Origin of the sequence: Robertmurraya phoenicis (assembly GCF_047302285.1) — a bacterium.
GTDB lineage: Bacteria > Bacillota > Bacilli > Bacillales > Cytobacillaceae > Robertmurraya.
In genome coordinates this window covers 2,593,364-2,611,343 of the sequence record NZ_CP154845.1, presented here as the reverse complement: position 1 = coordinate 2,611,343, position 17,980 = coordinate 2,593,364, and the positions used below count along the sequence as shown (strand labels likewise).

The following is a 17,980-nucleotide window of genomic DNA, read 5'->3' as shown; positions in this document are numbered from 1 at the left end:
TATTCATATGATCAAGCTAAGGAGATTGTTTCTTGATGCAACATACTTGTGATGAGTAAATGGCAGAGGAGTTGAATGGATTTGAAAATTTTAACAATAGTAGGTGCGAGACCTCAATTTATAAAAGCTAGTATGATGTCGAAGGAATTTGTGAAGGAAGAAAAGGTGCATGAAATCATCGTCCACACTGGTCAGCATTACGATCCATCGATGTCAGAAACTTTCTTTGAGCAATTAAAAATTCCGCAACCTGACTATGATTTAGCAGTTGGTTCACACTCCCATGGGAAACAGACTGGGAAAATGCTGATGGAGCTTGAAGAAATTATAATAAAGGAACAACCAGATATGGTGTTGGTTTACGGTGACACCAATTCCACATTAGCAGGTGCCTTAGCGGCAGCCAAGCTACACATCCCTGTTGCCCATGTAGAGGCTGGATTGCGTAGCTTTAATAAAAGGATGCCAGAGGAACAAAACCGGATCTTGACCGATCATCTTTCAACGCTACTATTCTGTCCGACAGATACAGCGATAGAGCATTTACAAGAGGAAGGAATCGATAAAGGAGTATTTCAAACAGGAGATATTATGTGTGATACGGTAAACTTCTTTTTACCTCTCGCCCTCAAGCATTCATCTGTACGTACAAAGCTTGGTCTTGAGAAAGGCAATTATTTTGTTTCAACGATTCATCGAGCAGAGAATACGGCAGATAGTCTGCAATTAACACGTTTACTGAATGCACTAAATAGCACGAGTGAAAAGATTATTATTCCCATTCATCCAAGAACAAGAAAAATGATGAAAGAATATCAGATATTTGAGACGCAATTCACGAATCTTCACTTTATTGAGCCATTAAATTACTTTGATATGTTAGCGCTCGTACATGATGCAAAAGGGGTTCTAACCGATTCTGGTGGTTTGCAGAAGGAAGCCTATCTTCTTAAAACTCCTTGCATCACATTAAGAGAAGAAACAGAATGGATAGAAACGGTTGCAGCTGGCTGGAATTGTCTTGTTGGAAGAGACTCATCAAAAATAATGGAAGCGGTAAAAAACTTGCGGGTCCCTCAGGAACACCCTCTACTTTTTGGAGATGGTCAAACTTCGAAAAGAATGTGTAAAATCATTCTCCAGTTTCATTAAAGATAGATTTTCAGTCTAGCTGATTCTAAGGCGGTTCTCCTCACAAGTGTGAGAAGCTGGAATTAGCTAGACATATTTGATTTTTCCATTTAAATAGTCTTTCCATCTAATGATTGTCTCAGCTATTTTTTTATCATTTTCAATGGAATTAATCGCTTGTAATTGATAGATATGGGTGATATGATAGCCCCATTTGGCAATATTTGGATAGAATCCCTCTGTTGTGTAATGCGTTAAATCGTATGCAGTTCTGGTGCCTAAGTCGTATAGAGGCAACATCCTTTTTAAAGTGGTAATTCCGTTCTGATACAGCTTATAAACGCCTTGGTCAGCAGAGGATTTGTATAAATCATATAACCCAATTAACGAGTACATAAATCCGTTTAGAATGAAGCTCGGTGGATTGGTGGGGCATTCTTCATAAAAATGGTATTTACCTTCAAACTTGGCGAGGATCCCATTTGAACTAGAGGGTGTTTCAAAGATTTTCTTTGCTTTTAATGCGTTCACAATATACTTTTTTTCATTTGTAAGAAAGCTTGCTCTTGATAATACGGACAAGGCAACCCCCATTCCAATTGCTGAATACCATGGTGCTTTAATTTTTTCTAATCTAGTTGAATAATAATGAAAATCAAATTGATAATTCCATCCTCCAGATTTATCTTGGTGTTCCATAAACCAATTTGCCACCTTCATAAACTTCTTTTTACTTTCCTCGTCCTTATTGATTAAATATAAGCTATAATGCTGTAATCCATAGAAACCGATTGTCGTAGGATTATAGTAAGTTCCAAATGAATATACCGTCTGTGGAATCCCATTCGTATCAAATTGCACATTCCAATTTTCAACTCGATTTTTGTCATAATGCAAATAATTGCCCCTATGGTCATACTTTAGCATTTCGAATAACCGTGTATTTGTAATATCAATCTTCAGCAGATTTTCTTTTGTAATGAATTGGTGAACGGTTAAGTAAGCTTTTTCAATTAATGAATAAGGGACATAGTACTCGCCATTTATAATTTTTCCTTCACCCTCATGCTGCCCATGCAAAACAATCTTGATATCTTTCATACGATCAGAACTCATAAAAAACACTCCTCGTCCTATTGTAGTTATTTTAATTTTCTTGCAGGTACACCCGCTATAATGAGGTGATCGCCAACGTCCTTGGTGACAACCGAGCCGCCACCGACAATGGTTCCTTCGCCAATCGTAACGGCAGGGAGAATGGTCGCGTTATTTCCAACCTTCACTCCTTTTTTCAGATGTGGTCCTTTTAATACGTAATCTTTTGCCCCCATATACTTATCATTTGCCATCGAGACACAGGGACCAATAAAGACATCATCTTCTAAGATCGTGTCTCCTGTTATATAGGAAAGGGTTTGGATCGTACAATTTTGTCCAATGGTTGTATTTAGCTCAACAATGGCATTTCTTCCAATGACCGTACCTTTTCCGATTAAGACATTCTCTCGAATACTGGCATGGTCACCGATAAAAACATTTTCAGCAATCGTCGTATTTAAGTAAATCGACACCATATTTCCGATAGTGGTATGATTGCTAATTATAAGTGGTTGTGATGCATGGGTTTGCTGTCGCATCCGTTTATTTCCACCAGGGATAACTCCTAATACACAATTTGCCCCAATTTCCACGTTATCCCCGATTTTTGTCCCTTTTAAAATGACGCTATTATGGCCAATCACAACACCATTTCCAAAGGTCACATCATCTTCAATTACTACGTTCTTTCCAATTATTGGCTGTGTTGACATTAACTTAATCCTCCTTGTGGGTAGCAACGATTTTTTCGATTTCTTCCACTAGCTGTTTTGCCCGAACCATTAAGGAATGGTTTTGATGAACAAACGCATAGCCCATCTCTGTTATTTTTTTTCGTTCCTCGTCATGATTTAAATAATGAGTAGCCTTCTCTTTGAAATTCGATTCATTAATCGGGATAAAATGGGTTCCAGGTTTAAACCCGAGGGCTTCTAATTCTTCAAAGGTTGGAGCAAGTAATAATGTTTTACAAGCAAGCGCTTCAAAATATTTCATGACGGGATAAAGATAGATGGAAGGGCTAGTAAAGAAGATTTTAGAACGATTTAATTCACGGGCATACTTCTCACCAATAAAATATCCACCTTTCTCCTTATTTGTTACATCTCCGTAGCCCGGATGAGGATGGTAAATAAAATTTGGGTTATTTTCATATGCCTTAACGATTTTTTGACGGAGTGGATAAATATTGTCAGTGGAGCCCATTAATAGAAGGTCAATGTCCTTTGAAAGTTGATAATCCTTGTAAATTTCCGGTTGTATAAAATGAGGAAACCACTTTAGACGGTTCGAATATTCTGGATAAATGTCAAGGAATTGCTTACGGATGATGGAAAAAACATAATTGATATTATTTTTCTTAATAAATATTCGCCGAGGTTCCTTAAAACGATAGACATCATTGACGATTAATCCAACTGGAATGGAAATTTTCGAAAGTCCTTGAATGTAAGGGATTAATTGGTTGCTAATATCGTTTTGGATGAGGATAAAATCAGGGTCGAATTGTAATTTCTTTAATATCGTTTGAATAGAACCTGATTTCCGCCAAATTTTCAGGGTTGTCAACTCACTTAAAGCTTGTTCTAAATATAGGAAGTTCTTCACGATTAATGTCGAGGTATCGTTTGTAATATAAAGTACTTTAACCATTTTGATTCCTCCTCCAAGGATTAGCTCCCAAATATTGCTTTCCTAAGCAAACGTACAAGTTATCCAAAATTCTCAGCATACATTATAGTAATCAATGTATCTGGGAGGATGTTGACCATGAAAGTTGGCGTTATTGGGACAGGAAAAATGGGTGAAAATCATTTGAAAAATTATATTGAAATATCCGACCAATGTGAAGTAGTTGGAATATATGATGTAAATGAGCGAAGAGCGAGTGAGCTCGCTAGCAAATATAATGTGAAGTACTTCAAAGAGTTGCATGAATTATTACGGAATGTTGAGGCAGTAAGTATCGCGGTTCCAACAAAGTATCATTATGAGGTTGCAATGGTTTGTATGAACCATGGAGTTCATATCTTACTAGAAAAGCCAATGGCAAGTAAGGTAATAGAAGCCAAAAGACTTTTAAAAAGAGCTGATGCTACAGGAGTGAAAGTACAAGTGGGACATATCGAGTTGTACAATCCCCTCATCCATCTCCTGAAAGAACGGCTCAAAGATGAAAAAATTATAGCCATAGACATCCATCGGATGCAACCTTATGATATGCGAATGAAACATGTTGATGTAGTTTTTGATTTAATGATTCACGATATTTATATCTTAAAAGAGTTACTAGGTTCTGAAATCACCCATTTCAATACGATCGGGAAAACGGCAGAGCAGATGCCGAAACACGCGATTGTAAGTATGTTATTCGAGAATGGAACGGTCGCTCAAATGACAGCTAGCTATAACTCACAGGAAAAGATTCGTAGCATTCGTATTTTTACTGAAAAAGCAATCTTTAAAGTGGACCTGTTAAGAAATAAAATAGATGTTAATCGCACGACACATTTTTCCGTTCAGAATGGAGAGTTGAAATTTCCGCAAAAACTGTTGGAAACGATTGAAGTTCCTCATTTTAATTCATTGAAAAGTCAGCTGCAGGATTTCATCCATTGTATTCAAACGGATAGAACTCCATTTGTAACTGGGGAAGATGGAATCAATGTATTAAAAATTTGTACGAAAATTAGTAAAAATATTAAGCAATTGTCATCAAGCGATGACGGGATGCTATCTGATGATGATTAGTAGGAAGAAAAAAAGGAAGCACGATTTAGGTGCTTCCTTTCAAAAAGGAGTAGATGGGTTGTGAGTAATATATTGTATGCGATATTCGAAGTTTGGTATGGACAAGCATTGAGATTTTGAAAATATTTTTCAAATGTGTGATTTCGACTAAGGAAAATTCCTTATAGCATATTTTCAGAAAAAGGCGTATTTTAGTATTATGAATGATAAGTACATAGAAGAAGGGTGAGTTAAAAATGGATTTAGGTTATATTAACGGAAAATTCGTTCAATTGGATGAACTGGTGGTGCCGATTGAAGAAAGAGGACATCAGTTTGGGGATGGCGTATATGAGGTCATTCAATGCTATAATGGTCAGCCTTTTATGCTTGAAGAGCATTTACAAAGATTGATTCGTAGCTGTGAAGCGATTCGATTACCAATTACAGAAACACTTGCAGATTTTAGTGACATTATTTTTTCTGGTATTGAAGAGTCACAAATGCAAAATGGAAAAGTGTATTTGCAGGTCACAAGAGGTATCGCTGAAAGAAATCATCCATTCCCTGACGTACCCGTATCAATTTCGATGACATTAAAAGAAATGGAACCTATGCGCACAGAATATCGGGATCAAGGAGTTCATGCGATTACACATGAAGATGAAAGATGGGCTAAATGCTATATTAAATCCCTTAATTTATTGCCGAATATTTTAGCGAAGCAGGTTGCCCAGGAAGCCGGGTGCTTTGAAGCAATACTGGTGAGAGATGGTCATATCACTGAAGGAACAAGCTCAAATATATATATGGTGAAAGATGGAAAAGTAATTACGACACCACTGAGCAATCATATATTAGCAGGAATTACGAGAATGGCTGTGAAAGAATCAGCTGAAGAGCTAAATATTCCATTTGTGGAAAAAAACTTTACTCCAAAGGAACTCTTAGAAGCAGATGAAGTCTTTATGACAAGCACACTTGCAGAGATCCTTCCAATTGTAAAAATTGACGGTGCTGACATTGGCACTGGTTCGCCTGGAGAAATCACAAATAAGCTTTACATCCATTATCAAGAGCTGAAGAAAAGAGCAATGGAAGTGATGAAGTGAACATTGTCGATATGCATTGTGATGCCTTGATGAAGCTTGAGGAATCGAGAGGAAATATGTCTTTTCAAACGGATTCTAATCTTGATGTCAATAAGAATCGACTTCTAGAAGGAAAAGTAAAGGTACAAGGTTTTGCGATATTTGTTGATCCGAATCTAAGGTCAAATCATCTTTTTGAGATTGTTTTGGAGCAAGTAAGACTTTTTCAAGATGAAGTGCTAGTGAAAAACGAAGACATCAAGCATATTAAGGACTGGTCACAGTTAGCTCATTTAAAAGACGGAGAAATCGGAGCCATTCTTACTTTAGAGGGAGTGGATGCAATCGGGAACGACTTAACTAAGCTCAAAATACTTTATCAGCTTGGCGTACGTTCTGTCGGGTTAACGTGGAATAACGCGAATTTGGCAGCCGATGGTGCTGGAGAACCGAGGGGAGCAGGGTTAACTGCCTTTGGAAAAGAAGTGATTCATTTTAATAATGAGCATCAATTATTGACCGATGTCTCTCATTTAAGCGAAAGAGCTTTTTGGGATGTCATGGACCTTGCTAAATATCCAATTGCTAGTCATTCAAATACGAAAAAATACTGTGATCACCCGCGGAACTTAACCGATTCTCAAGCAAAAGAGATGTTTAAGCGGGGTGGGATGATTCATGTCGTTTACTATCCTCGGTTCGTAAAGAAAGACGGTACGGTTACAATAGCTGATTTGATTAAACATATTGAGCATCTTTGTGAGCTTGGAGGGGTTAAACAAATTGGGCTTGGTTCTGATTTTGATGGAATTGATATAAAAATTCCTCGATTAGCACATGCAGGAGAGGCGCAAAATTTAATTAATGAGCTACTAAAATACTATTCAGAGGAAGAAGTAAGAGGGTTTGCTTCAGAAAACTTTCTTCGAAATCTGCCGAGATGAGAAAAAGGATCCTGTAAGTCAGAAATGGCTTACAGGATCCTTTTTTATTTTTGTCCAATCATTTCTGATAGTACGTAGTGATGCAATAGTTTTGCTGTGTTTTCGATGCTGGATTGGTGAGTTCGTTCGAATGCGTGGGAAGAATCGATTCCAGGTCCGATTAATCCGTGGACGATGTCATGACCAGAGCGAATCGCAGCCGACGCATCAGAGCCATAATACGGATAAATATCAAGCTTGTATTCAATATTATGTTCTTCAGCTAGCCTCACAAGGCGTTTGCGAAGTCCGTAATGATAAGGACCACTGGCATCTTTCACACAGATGGAAACTGTATATTCATCAGTCGACTGACCATCACCCATCGCTCCCATATCAACTGCTAAATATTCAACTGTTTCAGGAGTGATATTAGAGTTCCCACCATAACCTATTTCTTCATTATTAGAAATGAGGAAATGGGTCGTATATGGTAATTCAATATTATTAGTTTTGAGATGCTTAATTAATTGTAAAAGGATCGCCACACTTGCTTTATCATCTAAGTGTCTAGATTTAATAAATCCACTTGGAGTCACTTCAACTCGAGGAGAGAATGAGACAAAATCACCTACTTCAATCCCAAGGTTTCGAACATCTTCAGCACTTTTCACAATCTCATCAATGCGAATCTCCATATTGTCTTGGTTTCGTTCTGCCTTCCCGGCATCCTTATAAACGTGAACAGAGGTTTGATGCATAAGAATCGTTCCTGTATATCGACGTCCCGAACTTGTTTCAATTTCACAATATTCACCTTCAATGGAGTTATATTTAAAGCCACCAATTAAATCGAGCTTTAACCGACCGCTCGGTTTTATTTCTTTAACCATTGCCCCTAACGTATCTACATGTGCCGTTAGCATACGGTGCTTTGAAGTTTCTGCTCCTGGTAATGTGGCAATTAAGCCACCTTTTCGATTGCGATATGTATCAACCTGCAACTCTTGAAGAAATTTCTCCACGTATGTAATCACTTCATTTGTGTTACCTGTAGGACTTGGAATGGATACAAGCTCCTGTAATAGATTCATCGTTTCTGTCGTATTTGGATAGGACAAACTTGATTCCTCCTTCATAGTTATATTATCTTTTTCATCATACCATTAATTAAATGGACAATGTAAGAAAATTCCTTATTGTAGATTGATTCCTCTATTTTGTACAGGTAGAATGAGAGGGAAGAATACACTTAAGGAGGTCATTGGATGAGTGAATGCAAGCTTGACCATTCATTGGAGGATGTAAAAAATAAATTTGAGGCACAATCTTCATATTTACCTGAGGAAATAAAGTCATTATTTGAGAAATTTTATCGTGAAGAACATGCACAAGACATTTTGAATGATGTCTTTCATTTATTGAAAAAATATGATTTAGCAACTGATAATGAAAAGGAAACGAGAAATAACCGTTTAATGATGGTTCTTCAAAATACATAAGCTTACAGAAGTCATGTTCATAAAGTTTGCTGAATACCCTTAATAACGAGAATCTTTTTCCAAAGAATAAAGAGGAGAGGGTATACTTGGCAAAGCTTTACAGCATGATCATTGATGCACCACTTGAATGGGTGTGGGCATATATGGAGGACTTTAGTCATTGGGGACCACTCGTTCCAGGCTATGTTAGCCATGATATGGTTAATGAGAACCAATCGAATTGGGTATTCACGACAGATTTTGGTTTTATAAAAAAGAAACTAGAGTTTGAGGTCCATATTTTAAGTAAAAACGCACCGAAAAGAATGACATTTCAAGTGGATGGAAAAAATGAGGGATTCACAGGGCACGGAAGTATTGAGGCGAAAAGTTTGAAAAGTAATCGGACGTTTATTAGTGCTAGTTTAGACTTGCAAGCGACTGGTACGTTAGCGAAAATGATAAAGCCGATGCTAAAATCAAATCCTCCTAAAATCACGAATGAATTCAAGGAAGAAGTGACAGCGAAAATTCATGAATATCATCAATAATTAACTGATGCAATAAGGAAAGTCTCATGGATTAAATAAAGAAGCAGCAAACGTAGAGAAATGGATCTCTGCGTTTTTTTTTTGAAAATATATTGCTTTTTTTCTTAAATGGTGTAAAATTACACCAAAAGTAAAAATTAGTAAAATAGCAAATAAAAGGCAGGGAATTTACATGAAGCCTCTATCGGGAGAAGTAAAAAAACAGATTGTACAAGAAGAGCTATGGAAGTTGAAAGTAAATCGTTATATTCCTTCTGATCTGTATGAAGAGGTAGTTAAAGCACACGAAAAGTATTACGTGGAATTAGAAGTAAAGGTTGAGCCACAACTTAAACCTGAAAAGCCGCTAATACCGAAAGTAGAAAAAAAGGTAGTGCCCACTCAAACTAAACCTCGCATAAAAAAGACAGAGGAACAAATACGGGAACGAAATATTACTTGGCTCTTAAATTTAGGGGTTATACTCCTTTTAATTGGTGGCTTGTATGTAGCTACGAGCAACTGGGACAAGATGTCTAGTATTACAAAAGCAGGTTCCATTGGGCTTATTTCCTTTTTGTTCTATGGAATTGCATACGTATCGAAGAAAGTACTTAAGATTGATAAAACCGCTTTCGCTTTTGTTGTTCTAGGTAGTTTATTCTTGCCGATTTTTTTCTTGTCGGTAGCTTGGTTTGAACTTTTGGGAAGTTATTTGTCTATCAGTGGAGAGGGTAGTAATCTATTTGGGATGATCAGTTGCTTACTCATCCTTCCGGTTTATTTTCTTTTAGCTAATAGGATTGCGTCTAGATTATTTGTTTGGTTTACATATCTCACGTTTACAGTAGGAGTAGGCTATCTATTTGCAGCATTACAATTTAGTCAAGATAGCTTTTTCCTTGGGATGATGGCGTTTCAAGCGCTCTCCATTTATCTTTACCATCAGTTGAAAAAGAAGGATTCACTTAAGCTTTTTACAGTGGAGTTCGTGAATTTTGCACAGGCAAATTTGATTTTAACGACTGTGCTAATGCTCGTTCTTTACCATTCGAGCATGTACCTCGGCTTCAATCTCATCGTCACAGCTGCTGTCTACTTATCGATGGTCTATGTAACGGGGCGGAAGGAGTTTCACTTTGTCTTTAGTGCGATGCTTGTGTACGGTGTTTTCCAATTTGTCGAGTATTCGATGCTCGCAGAGATGGGTTCGTTTCTCTATGCATTAATTGGTTTCGTTTTCTTACTTGTGCCGCTCGTTCTTGATGATCAATTTCCTTGGAAAAAGATCTTCGTGCTTACAAGTGCAGTCGTGTCAGGACTCGCTTTTCTATTTATTAGCTTAGAAGCGATTCTGATTAATTTGGGTCAACCATCCTTTCCGTTACTGTTTGGTTATTTAGCGATTAGCGGAAACTTTTTATACTTGAGCCATGTAACGAAAAAGCTACTGTTTCGCTATTTAAGTGCGGTATTCTTCTCTGTTGTCATGTTCGAAGGTTTGCTTCTATTAGATGAAGCAGTGGAGCTATCTAGTTTTATGATCTTCGTTGCTTTAATCGGCTTTGGCATGTTCGCTGGCTTTGGCATTTACGTAAAAGTAAAGGTTTTTGAACTTATCAAACAGCCTGCTAGAGATATTGGTTGGGCATACATGGCGATTGCAGCTTATGCATCTTTGACGATGTATGCATGGTGGGAAGTTGCGGTTATCCTTCTTTTCATATGCGTTAGTGCCATTTTGAGTTTAACGAAGGAATCACGACTTGAGTTCCGACCTTTTGCGAAGTGGTTGGCCCCAATATCGATGGGATTAGCCGTTTGGGCATTTTGTGAAGAGTGGAAAGTAGCTTCACCATTTTATTCCGTTCAGCTTGGACCGGCCTTTCACTTTCTATTTGCGAGCCTAATTGTTACAGCTGTCTTTTTTATCGTCAAAGATAAAGAGCTTAAAAGAAATCATTTTTACACGTCACAAGTGTTTTATACATTCGCTCTTTTGACAGCGACAATTATTCCCTTTGATATGCAATGGCTACAAACGTTATTGTTTATGGGTGGAGTAGCAATGTACACTTGGTTATACGTCTATACGAAGAACAAATTTGTACCATATTTAATGGGGCTCATTACTTTGATAACGTATTATTCGCTGTTAGAGTCGATAGGGGAAATCGGGACACTATTTGCCATCATAGGGGCTGTCATTCTTTTTATCGTTTCTTTCATGATAAAAAATCGTGATGCAAATATATATCGTGCCTTCGGTCTAATCGGTCATATTTATATGCCATTTGGATTGCTGCTTACTCTATTTGTTCACGGGAAAGCGGCGGTTTGGGGCTTCATGATCGCATTGATCATTTATGGCGTAAGTACGATGTTAGCAGAACGTGAGTGGAAACGGAAGTTCTTTTTATATGGGGCATTTACGATGCTTTTTGCTACATTTGTGGCGGCCATTGCTCATTTGGAAACAGTTGAAAAAGAATTCGCATTTTGCTTAACAAGCTTATTGATTGCAGGGCTATGGTACTTTGCGGATGGTCCTTATAAAAAGAGAACACTTTATTATTTAGTGCCGTTTTCATTAATTGGAATCATGTTTTTTCTTAATATGTATCCGTATACGAACTTGATGTTTATCGTCACGATTTTGTACTCTGTAGGAGTCATAGTTGTTTTGCATTTGTCGAAGTGGAGGATGCTGACGATTATTCCAACCCTATTTATTTATACGGGTGTTCGACAGTATTTAGCCTATCATTCGTTTGGAGTAATAAATGAAATCATTACTTTGGCTGTCTTTGGAGTGGTCTTCCTTTTAGCAGGTAAATGGTTTTATTCGGCCTTTTATGAGAAGAAGGAGAAAGAAATTCCTTCCATCGATGTATACACCATGATTGCGATTCTCTTTTTTGCAACGATCTATGGCTTTGAACAACCTTATTTATGGATGAAAATCATTCCAGGCCTACTAATTGCATTGACCGTATGGTTACAAAAAAATCGAATTCCAGGTGAATACAAGTGGGTTCCAATTTTTGTCTCAGGAGCTTATTTACTTCAACCGTATTATGCCATGATTTCTGAGATATCTATCCATGAGCTATTAGAGGCAGAAGTGTATGTATTGCCATTTGTCATTTTATCCATCTATCTGCGATTTTGTATGAAGGGACGTTATGAACAGATCACAAATTATCTTCAATGGAGAATTCTTTTAGTTGTATCTATTTTTCTTGTTATTGACGGCTTGGAATCGTCGACGATCTATGATGCGCTCATTCTTGGAAGCTTATCATTAACATCGATTCTTGCAGGAGTTTTCTTTAAGACGAAATCTTATTTCTTCGTTGGTACTGGAGTTCTTTTGCTAAATGTGTTCATGCAGACACGCCCTTTTTGGGGAAATCTCCCTTGGTGGGCTTACTTGCTTATCGCAGGTTCGATATTAATTGCGGTTGCGAGCTCCAACGAATGGAATAAGCAAAAGGCTGCAAGAGGGGAAGCAACGATCATTTCAACTTTAAAGGGAAAAGTCATGAGCTTGTGGAAATTATGGAAATAGTAGTGGTTTTTTGCATATCTTCAGTATTGGGGAGGTGGAGTGATGAATTTCAATTTAGATGAGACGATAGAGATTTTAGAACGGACACCAAAAACATTACAATTTTTCCTGTTAGGTCTTTCTGAAAATTGGCTTACTTGTGATGAAGGGGAAGGGACTTGGAATATAACAGAGATTGTCGACCATCTCATTGAAGGGGAGAGAAGCAACTGGATTCCTCGGCTAGAGTTTATTCTTCTGGAAGGTGAGAATAAGCCGTTTCCACCATTTGATCGGTTTGCTCATTTGCACCAAAAAAAGGAAGCTGATTTTCAGCAAAAGTTAGAGGATTTTCAAACCATTAGGGCTCAAAACATTGAACGTTTAAAAGTTCTTGTTGATCCCGATGTTCATCTTGAAGTAACAGGCTATCATCCTGCTTTCGGTGTTGTAAAGGTAAGAGAACTTATTTCCACTTGGGCGGTTCATGATTTAACCCATATTTCGCAAATGGTTAGGGTCATAGCTGAAAGATATCGAGTCGATGTTGGTCCATGGGTTGAATACTTAGGGATTTTGAATAAGAAATCGTGAAAAAAGGGCGCTCAGTCTAATGAACTGGAGCGCCCTTAAATGATTTATTGAAAAAAGAAAATGCCCATTAATGAGTAGATGATCACAGTAGAAAAAAGAATCGTCATATGCAGTAGGGAATAAATAAACATCGATTTCGCCCACTTGCGTGCATCCATTTTTTTCGAACCATAAAGACTTAATATAAGCCAGCCTACACTTAATATTAGAGCAACGAGCATAAGACCAAGGCTTAAGGTACCAAACAAAAAGCTCATTGCGATCATGATGACAAGATAAATATTTGTTTGTGTGTAAGTCCTCTTAACTCCTTTGACAACAGGGAGCATCGGTACGTTTGCCGCTTCATATTGTTCATGATTGCGAATCGCAATCGCGTAAAAGTGGGGCATTTGCCAAATCACTGTTACAAAGAATAGTCCAATGATGGCTGGATGCGTGATATCAGGATGTATGGCTGCCCAACCGATTAACGGAGGCATTGCTCCAGAAATACTGCCAATCTCCGTATTATAAATGGTTTTTCGCTTTGACCACATTGTGTATGGCACGACATAAAAAAACAGCCCGAGAAAACCAAGTAGAGCAGCTAATGGCGTCGCCAAAGCGAGTATTCCGATTCCCAAAATCGTCATCGCAATGCTGAGCACAAATACAGCAGCAGGGGAAACCTCACCAGTGACTGTTGGTCGATTTCGAGTCCGCTTCATAATAGCGTCAATATCTCGGTCATAGAGATTATTGAAAGCACCAGCAGCAGCGATCACGAGTGTTGTCCCGATAAACGCATAAATGACGTTTGGATATATCTCAACCAAGTTTTTATGATACGTAAAAATGGCGAGAGTTAGACCTGCAAACATCGGAATTAAGTTGGATTTTATAATGCCTGCTTTCACAGTGGCAGCAATAATTTTGGACAAAGGTCGTTTTGGAATCGCCAGTGTACTATGATTCTCATTTATCACTTTAAGTAGTCCTTTACAATATATTTCGTCATGATTGACGTCTAACTTCACGTCATGTGATATTAATCACCTTGTGATAGCAATACTATTTTACCATCATTCTTCAAATAAATTAAGTACCATGCCTGAAATTAGAGAAAAGTGGTTGCTTTTGGCGTAAGGCTAATAATGTGAGATCCGCAATCATGATGGAATATCGCGCAATAAATGAATGAATGTGCGCAATTATCATTTAACCCCGCGCAATCTCCGCTAACGAAGAGCATGTTCACAACGTTTCATTACTAATATAATTGGAAAAAAGTGTAGAATAGAAAAAAAGAGGGGGGAATGAACGATGGATTTAGGTTTAAACGGTAAATCAGTATTAGTTCTGGCATCAAGTAAAGGGTTAGGAAAGGCGATTGCCCAGGAATTTGTTCGTGAAGGTGCACGGGTGATGATTACGAGCCGAGATGAGAAGGTTCTACAAACAGCGGTGGAGGAAATGAAGGAGACCGGTGGAGAAGTCCATGCACAAGTTTGTGATATTACAAAGTTTGCGGATATTAAATCGCTTGTGGAAAAGACGGTTACCTTATTCGGCACAATCGATATATTAGTCAATAATTGTGGAGGTCCTCGAGGTGGTAACTTTGATGATTTAGATGATCAAGCTTGGCAAGAAGCGTTCGAATTAACATTACTAAGCTACATCCGTTCCATTCGTGAAGTTCTTCCCATTATGAGGAAAAACGGACAAGGAAGAATTGTAAACGTCGCTTCCATTTCGATAAAACAGCCATTAGATGGTTTATTATTATCGAATACATTGAGAGCAGGTGTAAATGGATTAGCAAAGAGTTTATCGCAGGAATTTGCCAAAGATCATATTTTGATCAATACAGTCGGACCTGGAAAGTTTGCCACTGACCGGGTGATCGAAATCGATCAGCAACAGGCAGATAAAAAGAATAGTAGTCTTGAAGAACTGCAGAAGTCATCACAAGGGGCAATCCCTCTTGGAAGATACGGAAATCCAAACGAGTTCGCGAAAACCGTTGTTTTCTTGGCATCCAGCGCAAATACATATATTACGGGACAAGCGATATTAGTGGATGGGGGCTTAACAAAGGCATTGTGATGGCAGAAACTTCACAATTAATTAAATAATGGGGTGAAAAGAATGAATCGAATAAATGGCACAGCCATACATGGTGGAAAAAGTATTCCATATATGTATTTAAAGCAAGAGGAAACGTCAAACACATTAGCAATACTTTTACCTGGTTTGGGGTATACAAACCAGGCACCACTTCTTTTCTATACGACAAGTATCTTGGCTTCGAAAGGCTATGATGTTTTACAAGTGAACTACAAGTACTCAAGGGAAGAGATGTCTACTCTAAAGGAAAAGGACTTTACAGATGCTATTCTGGAGGTCATTCAGCACATATTAGAGAAGCAGGAATACGAGCATTACGTATTAGTTGCCAAATCAATGGGAACGATTGCGCTCTTTTATCTTTTAGAAAATCCACTTTTTCAATCAGCAAAAGTCGTGTGGCAAACCCCTTTACTGCAAAGAGACGATGTCTACAATAGTCTTCGGAATAGTGAAAGTAGTGGTTTGCTTTTAATTGGGGACAAGGATCCATGCTATATAGAGGAAAGAGTGTCCTTTTTGCGAAGCAGGGCTAATCTTTCACTTCAAGTTATCGAAAAAGGAGATCATGGTCTAGAGTTGAAGAATGATGTATTTGGATCAATCAATATACTTTCTGATATTGTGAGAATAATAGACGATTATATATAAAAATCGACAAAATATACGATAATAATATTATGTAAACTAAAAACGAGTTTATTGTTATGTTAGAAAATTTGTCGAAAATTGTTATATTATAATAATATTTTTCTCCGCTAAGATGTCATACAAATGTTAGTTCATTACATGAATATTACAGTGTTATTAAAAAGGTAAAATAAAGAATACAACCTCTTGAATGTTATAGACGAATAGATTTTGGGTATGGTAGTCTATAAAAGTTATATTAGGAGGTTGAATATGAAAAATAGAGAAGCTTACTATGATAATGCAAAGTTTTTCCTTATCTTTTTCGTTGTATTTGGCCATTTAATTCAGTCCTATATTCATGAAGACAAATTTATTTATACGATATATACGACACTGTACACATTTCACATGCCGGCATTTATTTTGATATCTGGTTTCTTCGCAAAAGGATTTCATCAAAAAGGATATCTTACTAAAATAACAAAAAAATTAATAATCCCGTACTTAATTTTCCAATCGATATACTCTCTATACTATTACTTCTTGATGGATCAAAGTGCCGTAGCGTTGAATCCGCTAGATCCTCAGTGGTCGTTATGGTTTTTAATGAGTTTATTCTGCTGGAATGTGCTGTTGTTCGTATTTGCGAAATGGAAACCAGCGATGTCTTTATTCATAGCAGTTGGTTTAGGAATACTAGTTGGATATTTTAATGAAATTAGCAATTTCTTGAGTTTATCGCGAACATTTGTCTTTTTTCCTTTCTTTCTCCTTGGCTTCTTTTTGAAAAAGGAGCATTTTGAAAAGGTCAAACATATTAAATTTCGCTACTTATCACTAGGTGTTTTGCTTGCCATTTTTGTTGTTGTTTATGTGTCGCCAACTCTCGAATATAGATGGTTATTCGGTTCCAAGCCTTATGATATTGTGAATGAGTATGAGATTAATGGAGGTCTAATTCGTCTAGGTGTTTATGTAGTCGCCCTTTTAGCGACGTTGAGCTTTTTAGCACTTGTTCCGCGGCGCCATTATTTCTTTACGAAATGGGGAACAGGCTCAATTTACGTCTATTTATTACATGGCTTCTTTGTGAAGTACTTTAGAACAAGCCAGTTTGAAGGGGTTCTCAGTGAATCTGAACAAATCATTGTTTTAATCTTCCTTTCGTTGTTATTAACAGGTTTCTTATCAAGCAAATGGATTAGGAAGATTGCTCAACCGTTCATAGAATTAAAAGTGGGTTTTTCCAAGAAGTATGCAGTAGGTGGGGGAGACAAACAAAGAAGAATGTAAAGATTGATTACATGTATAAATCCCCATTAGGGTAGACTCTTAATAAGCACTTATTAGGGGTCTTTTTTATGAAAAAATATTTCTTTTTAATGATCTTTATGACAATCGTATTTGGTATTTGCTCTAGGTCTTTTTCTGAGAATCGTGAGCTCAAAATCGTCGCATTTGGCGATTCGATTACATATGGGACGGGTGATCCGCTGCAACAAGGATATGTTGGTCGCCTGGTAGAAAAGTTGGAGGAGAAGATTCCTTCGGTCTATGTGAAAAATTATGGTGTACCAAAGTATACAACTGAGGACATTTTAAGAATATTACGAAAAAGACAGGCTTTAAAAAGCATCCGTCAGGCGAACTACATCACCCTTTTCATAGGGACCAATGATTTCCGCCAAAGTGTGAATTATCAGTTCAATCGTCTTCCTAAAGAAAAGCTAGAGAGGGGGAAAAGGCGCTATCTCGCTAATCTACATAAAACGCTTGAAGTCATAAGAGCCAATAATCCACATGCTCCAATGATTGTAATGGGACTCTATCATCCATATGTTGAATATGACAATCAGAAAGAGATTTTCGATACCATTGAAGATTGGAATATAGAGGTCAATACGGTCACGCAAGATTTTCAACAAACCTATTTTCTCCCAACGGCTGATTTATTTTTAATACATGAGAAGAAACAATGCTTTAGTGACTCCCTCCATCCAAACGCTTACGGATATGACCTTTTAAGTAATCGCGTTTCTGAAAAAATAATGACATTAGAATTGTGAATCATTAAATGCTTGCTAAGTTTAATTGGCAGGTCCTATGT

Annotated in this window: 17 protein-coding genes; 12 read left to right on the top strand and 5 right to left on the bottom strand. The window is 37.5% G+C overall.

Annotation, left to right across the window (positions count from 1 at the left end; translation table 11 throughout):
- Positions 1 to 81 precede the first annotated feature (81 nt).
- Positions 82 to 1,152, top strand: coding sequence for a non-hydrolyzing UDP-N-acetylglucosamine 2-epimerase (wecB, locus tag AA0X71_RS12920; RefSeq protein WP_413355722.1), 1,071 nt, complete (start codon positions 82 to 84; stop codon positions 1,150 to 1,152).
- A 66-nt stretch (positions 1,153 to 1,218) separates the two neighbouring features.
- Here wecB and AA0X71_RS12915 read toward each other — a convergent pair whose 3' ends face one another.
- From AA0X71_RS12915 to AA0X71_RS12905, 3 genes are read right to left on the bottom strand one after another with little or no spacing between them, the layout of a single operon-like run.
- Positions 1,219 to 2,247, bottom strand: coding sequence for a D-glucuronyl C5-epimerase family protein (locus tag AA0X71_RS12915; RefSeq protein ID WP_413355721.1), 1,029 nt, complete (start codon positions 2,245 to 2,247; stop codon positions 1,219 to 1,221).
- A 26-nt stretch (positions 2,248 to 2,273) separates the two neighbouring features.
- Positions 2,274 to 2,942: an acyltransferase gene (locus AA0X71_RS12910; RefSeq protein ID WP_413355720.1), complete on the bottom strand. Its 669-nt coding sequence runs from the start codon at positions 2,940 to 2,942 to the stop codon at positions 2,274 to 2,276.
- Positions 2,943 to 2,946: 4 nt separating this feature from the next.
- On the bottom strand, positions 2,947 to 3,882 hold the full coding sequence (locus tag AA0X71_RS12905) for a glycosyltransferase (protein WP_413355719.1): 936 nt from the start codon (positions 3,880 to 3,882) through the stop codon (positions 2,947 to 2,949).
- A gap of 117 nt (positions 3,883 to 3,999) precedes the next feature.
- Between AA0X71_RS12905 and AA0X71_RS12900 the strand changes: the two genes are divergently transcribed.
- From AA0X71_RS12900 to AA0X71_RS12890, 3 genes are all read left to right on the top strand, one after another.
- The gene (locus AA0X71_RS12900; protein ID WP_413355718.1) at positions 4,000 to 4,980 is read left to right on the top strand and encodes a Gfo/Idh/MocA family protein; all 981 of its coding nucleotides are present in this window, start codon (positions 4,000 to 4,002) and stop codon (positions 4,978 to 4,980) included.
- Between the two features lie 236 nt (positions 4,981 to 5,216).
- On the top strand, positions 5,217 to 6,071 hold the full coding sequence (dat, locus tag AA0X71_RS12895; RefSeq protein WP_413355717.1) for a D-amino-acid transaminase: 855 nt from the start codon (positions 5,217 to 5,219) through the stop codon (positions 6,069 to 6,071).
- Positions 6,068 to 6,994, top strand: a complete 927-nt coding sequence (locus AA0X71_RS12890; RefSeq protein ID WP_413355716.1) for a dipeptidase — start codon at positions 6,068 to 6,070, stop codon at positions 6,992 to 6,994. The genes dat and AA0X71_RS12890 overlap by 4 nt, the downstream gene beginning before the upstream one ends.
- A 44-nt stretch (positions 6,995 to 7,038) precedes the next feature.
- On the opposite strand, the gene AA0X71_RS12885 is transcribed toward AA0X71_RS12890, so the two are convergent.
- The gene (locus AA0X71_RS12885) at positions 7,039 to 8,094 is read right to left on the bottom strand and encodes a M42 family metallopeptidase (RefSeq protein WP_413355715.1); all 1,056 of its coding nucleotides are present in this window, start codon (positions 8,092 to 8,094) and stop codon (positions 7,039 to 7,041) included.
- A 147-nt stretch (positions 8,095 to 8,241) separates the two neighbouring features.
- On the opposite strand from AA0X71_RS12885, the gene AA0X71_RS12880 reads away from it, so the two are divergent.
- The 4 genes from AA0X71_RS12880 to AA0X71_RS12865 all read left to right on the top strand — a co-directional run bounded on the left by AA0X71_RS12880 (position 8,242) and on the right by AA0X71_RS12865 (position 13,128).
- Positions 8,242 to 8,475 (top strand): hypothetical protein, encoded by a 234-nt coding sequence (locus AA0X71_RS12880; protein ID WP_413355714.1) that lies wholly within the window; start codon positions 8,242 to 8,244, stop codon positions 8,473 to 8,475.
- Between the two features lie 86 nt (positions 8,476 to 8,561).
- Positions 8,562 to 9,005, top strand: a complete 444-nt coding sequence (locus AA0X71_RS12875) for a CoxG family protein (RefSeq protein WP_413355713.1) — start codon at positions 8,562 to 8,564, stop codon at positions 9,003 to 9,005.
- Between the two features lie 172 nt (positions 9,006 to 9,177).
- A complete protein-coding gene (locus tag AA0X71_RS12870; protein WP_413355712.1) occupies positions 9,178 to 12,555 on the top strand; it encodes a hypothetical protein in 3,378 nt (1,125 codons plus the stop codon).
- Between the two features lie 42 nt (positions 12,556 to 12,597).
- Positions 12,598 to 13,128, top strand: coding sequence for a DinB family protein (locus AA0X71_RS12865; RefSeq protein ID WP_413355711.1), 531 nt, complete (start codon positions 12,598 to 12,600; stop codon positions 13,126 to 13,128).
- 44 nt (positions 13,129 to 13,172) lie between these two features.
- Here AA0X71_RS12865 and cyoE read toward each other — a convergent pair whose 3' ends face one another.
- Complete coding sequence (cyoE, locus tag AA0X71_RS12860; protein WP_413355709.1) at positions 13,173 to 14,096, bottom strand: heme o synthase; 924 nt, start codon at positions 14,094 to 14,096, stop codon at positions 13,173 to 13,175.
- 337 nt (positions 14,097 to 14,433) lie between these two features.
- On the opposite strand from cyoE, the gene AA0X71_RS12855 reads away from it, so the two are divergent.
- The 4 genes from AA0X71_RS12855 to AA0X71_RS12840 all read left to right on the top strand — a co-directional run bounded on the left by AA0X71_RS12855 (position 14,434) and on the right by AA0X71_RS12840 (position 17,939).
- Positions 14,434 to 15,219, top strand: coding sequence for an SDR family oxidoreductase (locus tag AA0X71_RS12855; protein WP_413355708.1), 786 nt, complete (start codon positions 14,434 to 14,436; stop codon positions 15,217 to 15,219).
- A gap of 42 nt (positions 15,220 to 15,261) precedes the next feature.
- On the top strand, positions 15,262 to 15,891 hold the full coding sequence (locus AA0X71_RS12850; protein WP_413355707.1) for an alpha/beta family hydrolase: 630 nt from the start codon (positions 15,262 to 15,264) through the stop codon (positions 15,889 to 15,891).
- Positions 15,892 to 16,143: 252 nt separating this feature from the next.
- Positions 16,144 to 17,166 (top strand): acyltransferase family protein, encoded by a 1,023-nt coding sequence (locus AA0X71_RS12845; RefSeq protein ID WP_413355706.1) that lies wholly within the window; start codon positions 16,144 to 16,146, stop codon positions 17,164 to 17,166.
- Between the two features lie 68 nt (positions 17,167 to 17,234).
- A complete protein-coding gene (locus AA0X71_RS12840) occupies positions 17,235 to 17,939 on the top strand; it encodes a GDSL-type esterase/lipase family protein (protein ID WP_413355705.1) in 705 nt (234 codons plus the stop codon).
- The last annotated feature ends 41 nt before the right edge of the window (positions 17,940 to 17,980 follow it).

Bases quoted from the DNA above. Each gene is read 5' to 3' on its own strand.
- AA0X71_RS12915 (WP_413355721.1), bottom strand. From the start codon at position 2,247: ATGAGTTCTGATCGTATGAAAGATATCAAGATTGTTTTGCATGGGCAG.
- AA0X71_RS12910 (WP_413355720.1), bottom strand. From the start codon at position 2,942: ATGTCAACACAGCCAATAATTGGAAAGAACGTAGTAATTGAAGATGAT.
- AA0X71_RS12905 (WP_413355719.1), bottom strand. From the start codon at position 3,882: ATGGTTAAAGTACTTTATATTACAAACGATACCTCGACATTAATCGTG.
- AA0X71_RS12900 (WP_413355718.1), top strand. From the start codon at position 4,000: ATGAAAGTTGGCGTTATTGGGACAGGAAAAATGGGTGAAAATCATTTG.
- dat (WP_413355717.1), top strand. From the start codon at position 5,217: ATGGATTTAGGTTATATTAACGGAAAATTCGTTCAATTGGATGAACTG.
- AA0X71_RS12880 (WP_413355714.1), top strand. From the start codon at position 8,242: ATGAGTGAATGCAAGCTTGACCATTCATTGGAGGATGTAAAAAATAAA.
- AA0X71_RS12870 (WP_413355712.1), top strand. From the start codon at position 9,178: ATGAAGCCTCTATCGGGAGAAGTAAAAAAACAGATTGTACAAGAAGAG.
- AA0X71_RS12865 (WP_413355711.1), top strand. From the start codon at position 12,598: ATGAATTTCAATTTAGATGAGACGATAGAGATTTTAGAACGGACACCA.
- AA0X71_RS12855 (WP_413355708.1), top strand. From the start codon at position 14,434: ATGGATTTAGGTTTAAACGGTAAATCAGTATTAGTTCTGGCATCAAGT.
- AA0X71_RS12850 (WP_413355707.1), top strand. From the start codon at position 15,262: ATGAATCGAATAAATGGCACAGCCATACATGGTGGAAAAAGTATTCCA.
- AA0X71_RS12845 (WP_413355706.1), top strand. From the start codon at position 16,144: ATGAAAAATAGAGAAGCTTACTATGATAATGCAAAGTTTTTCCTTATC.
- AA0X71_RS12840 (WP_413355705.1), top strand. From the start codon at position 17,235: ATGAAAAAATATTTCTTTTTAATGATCTTTATGACAATCGTATTTGGT.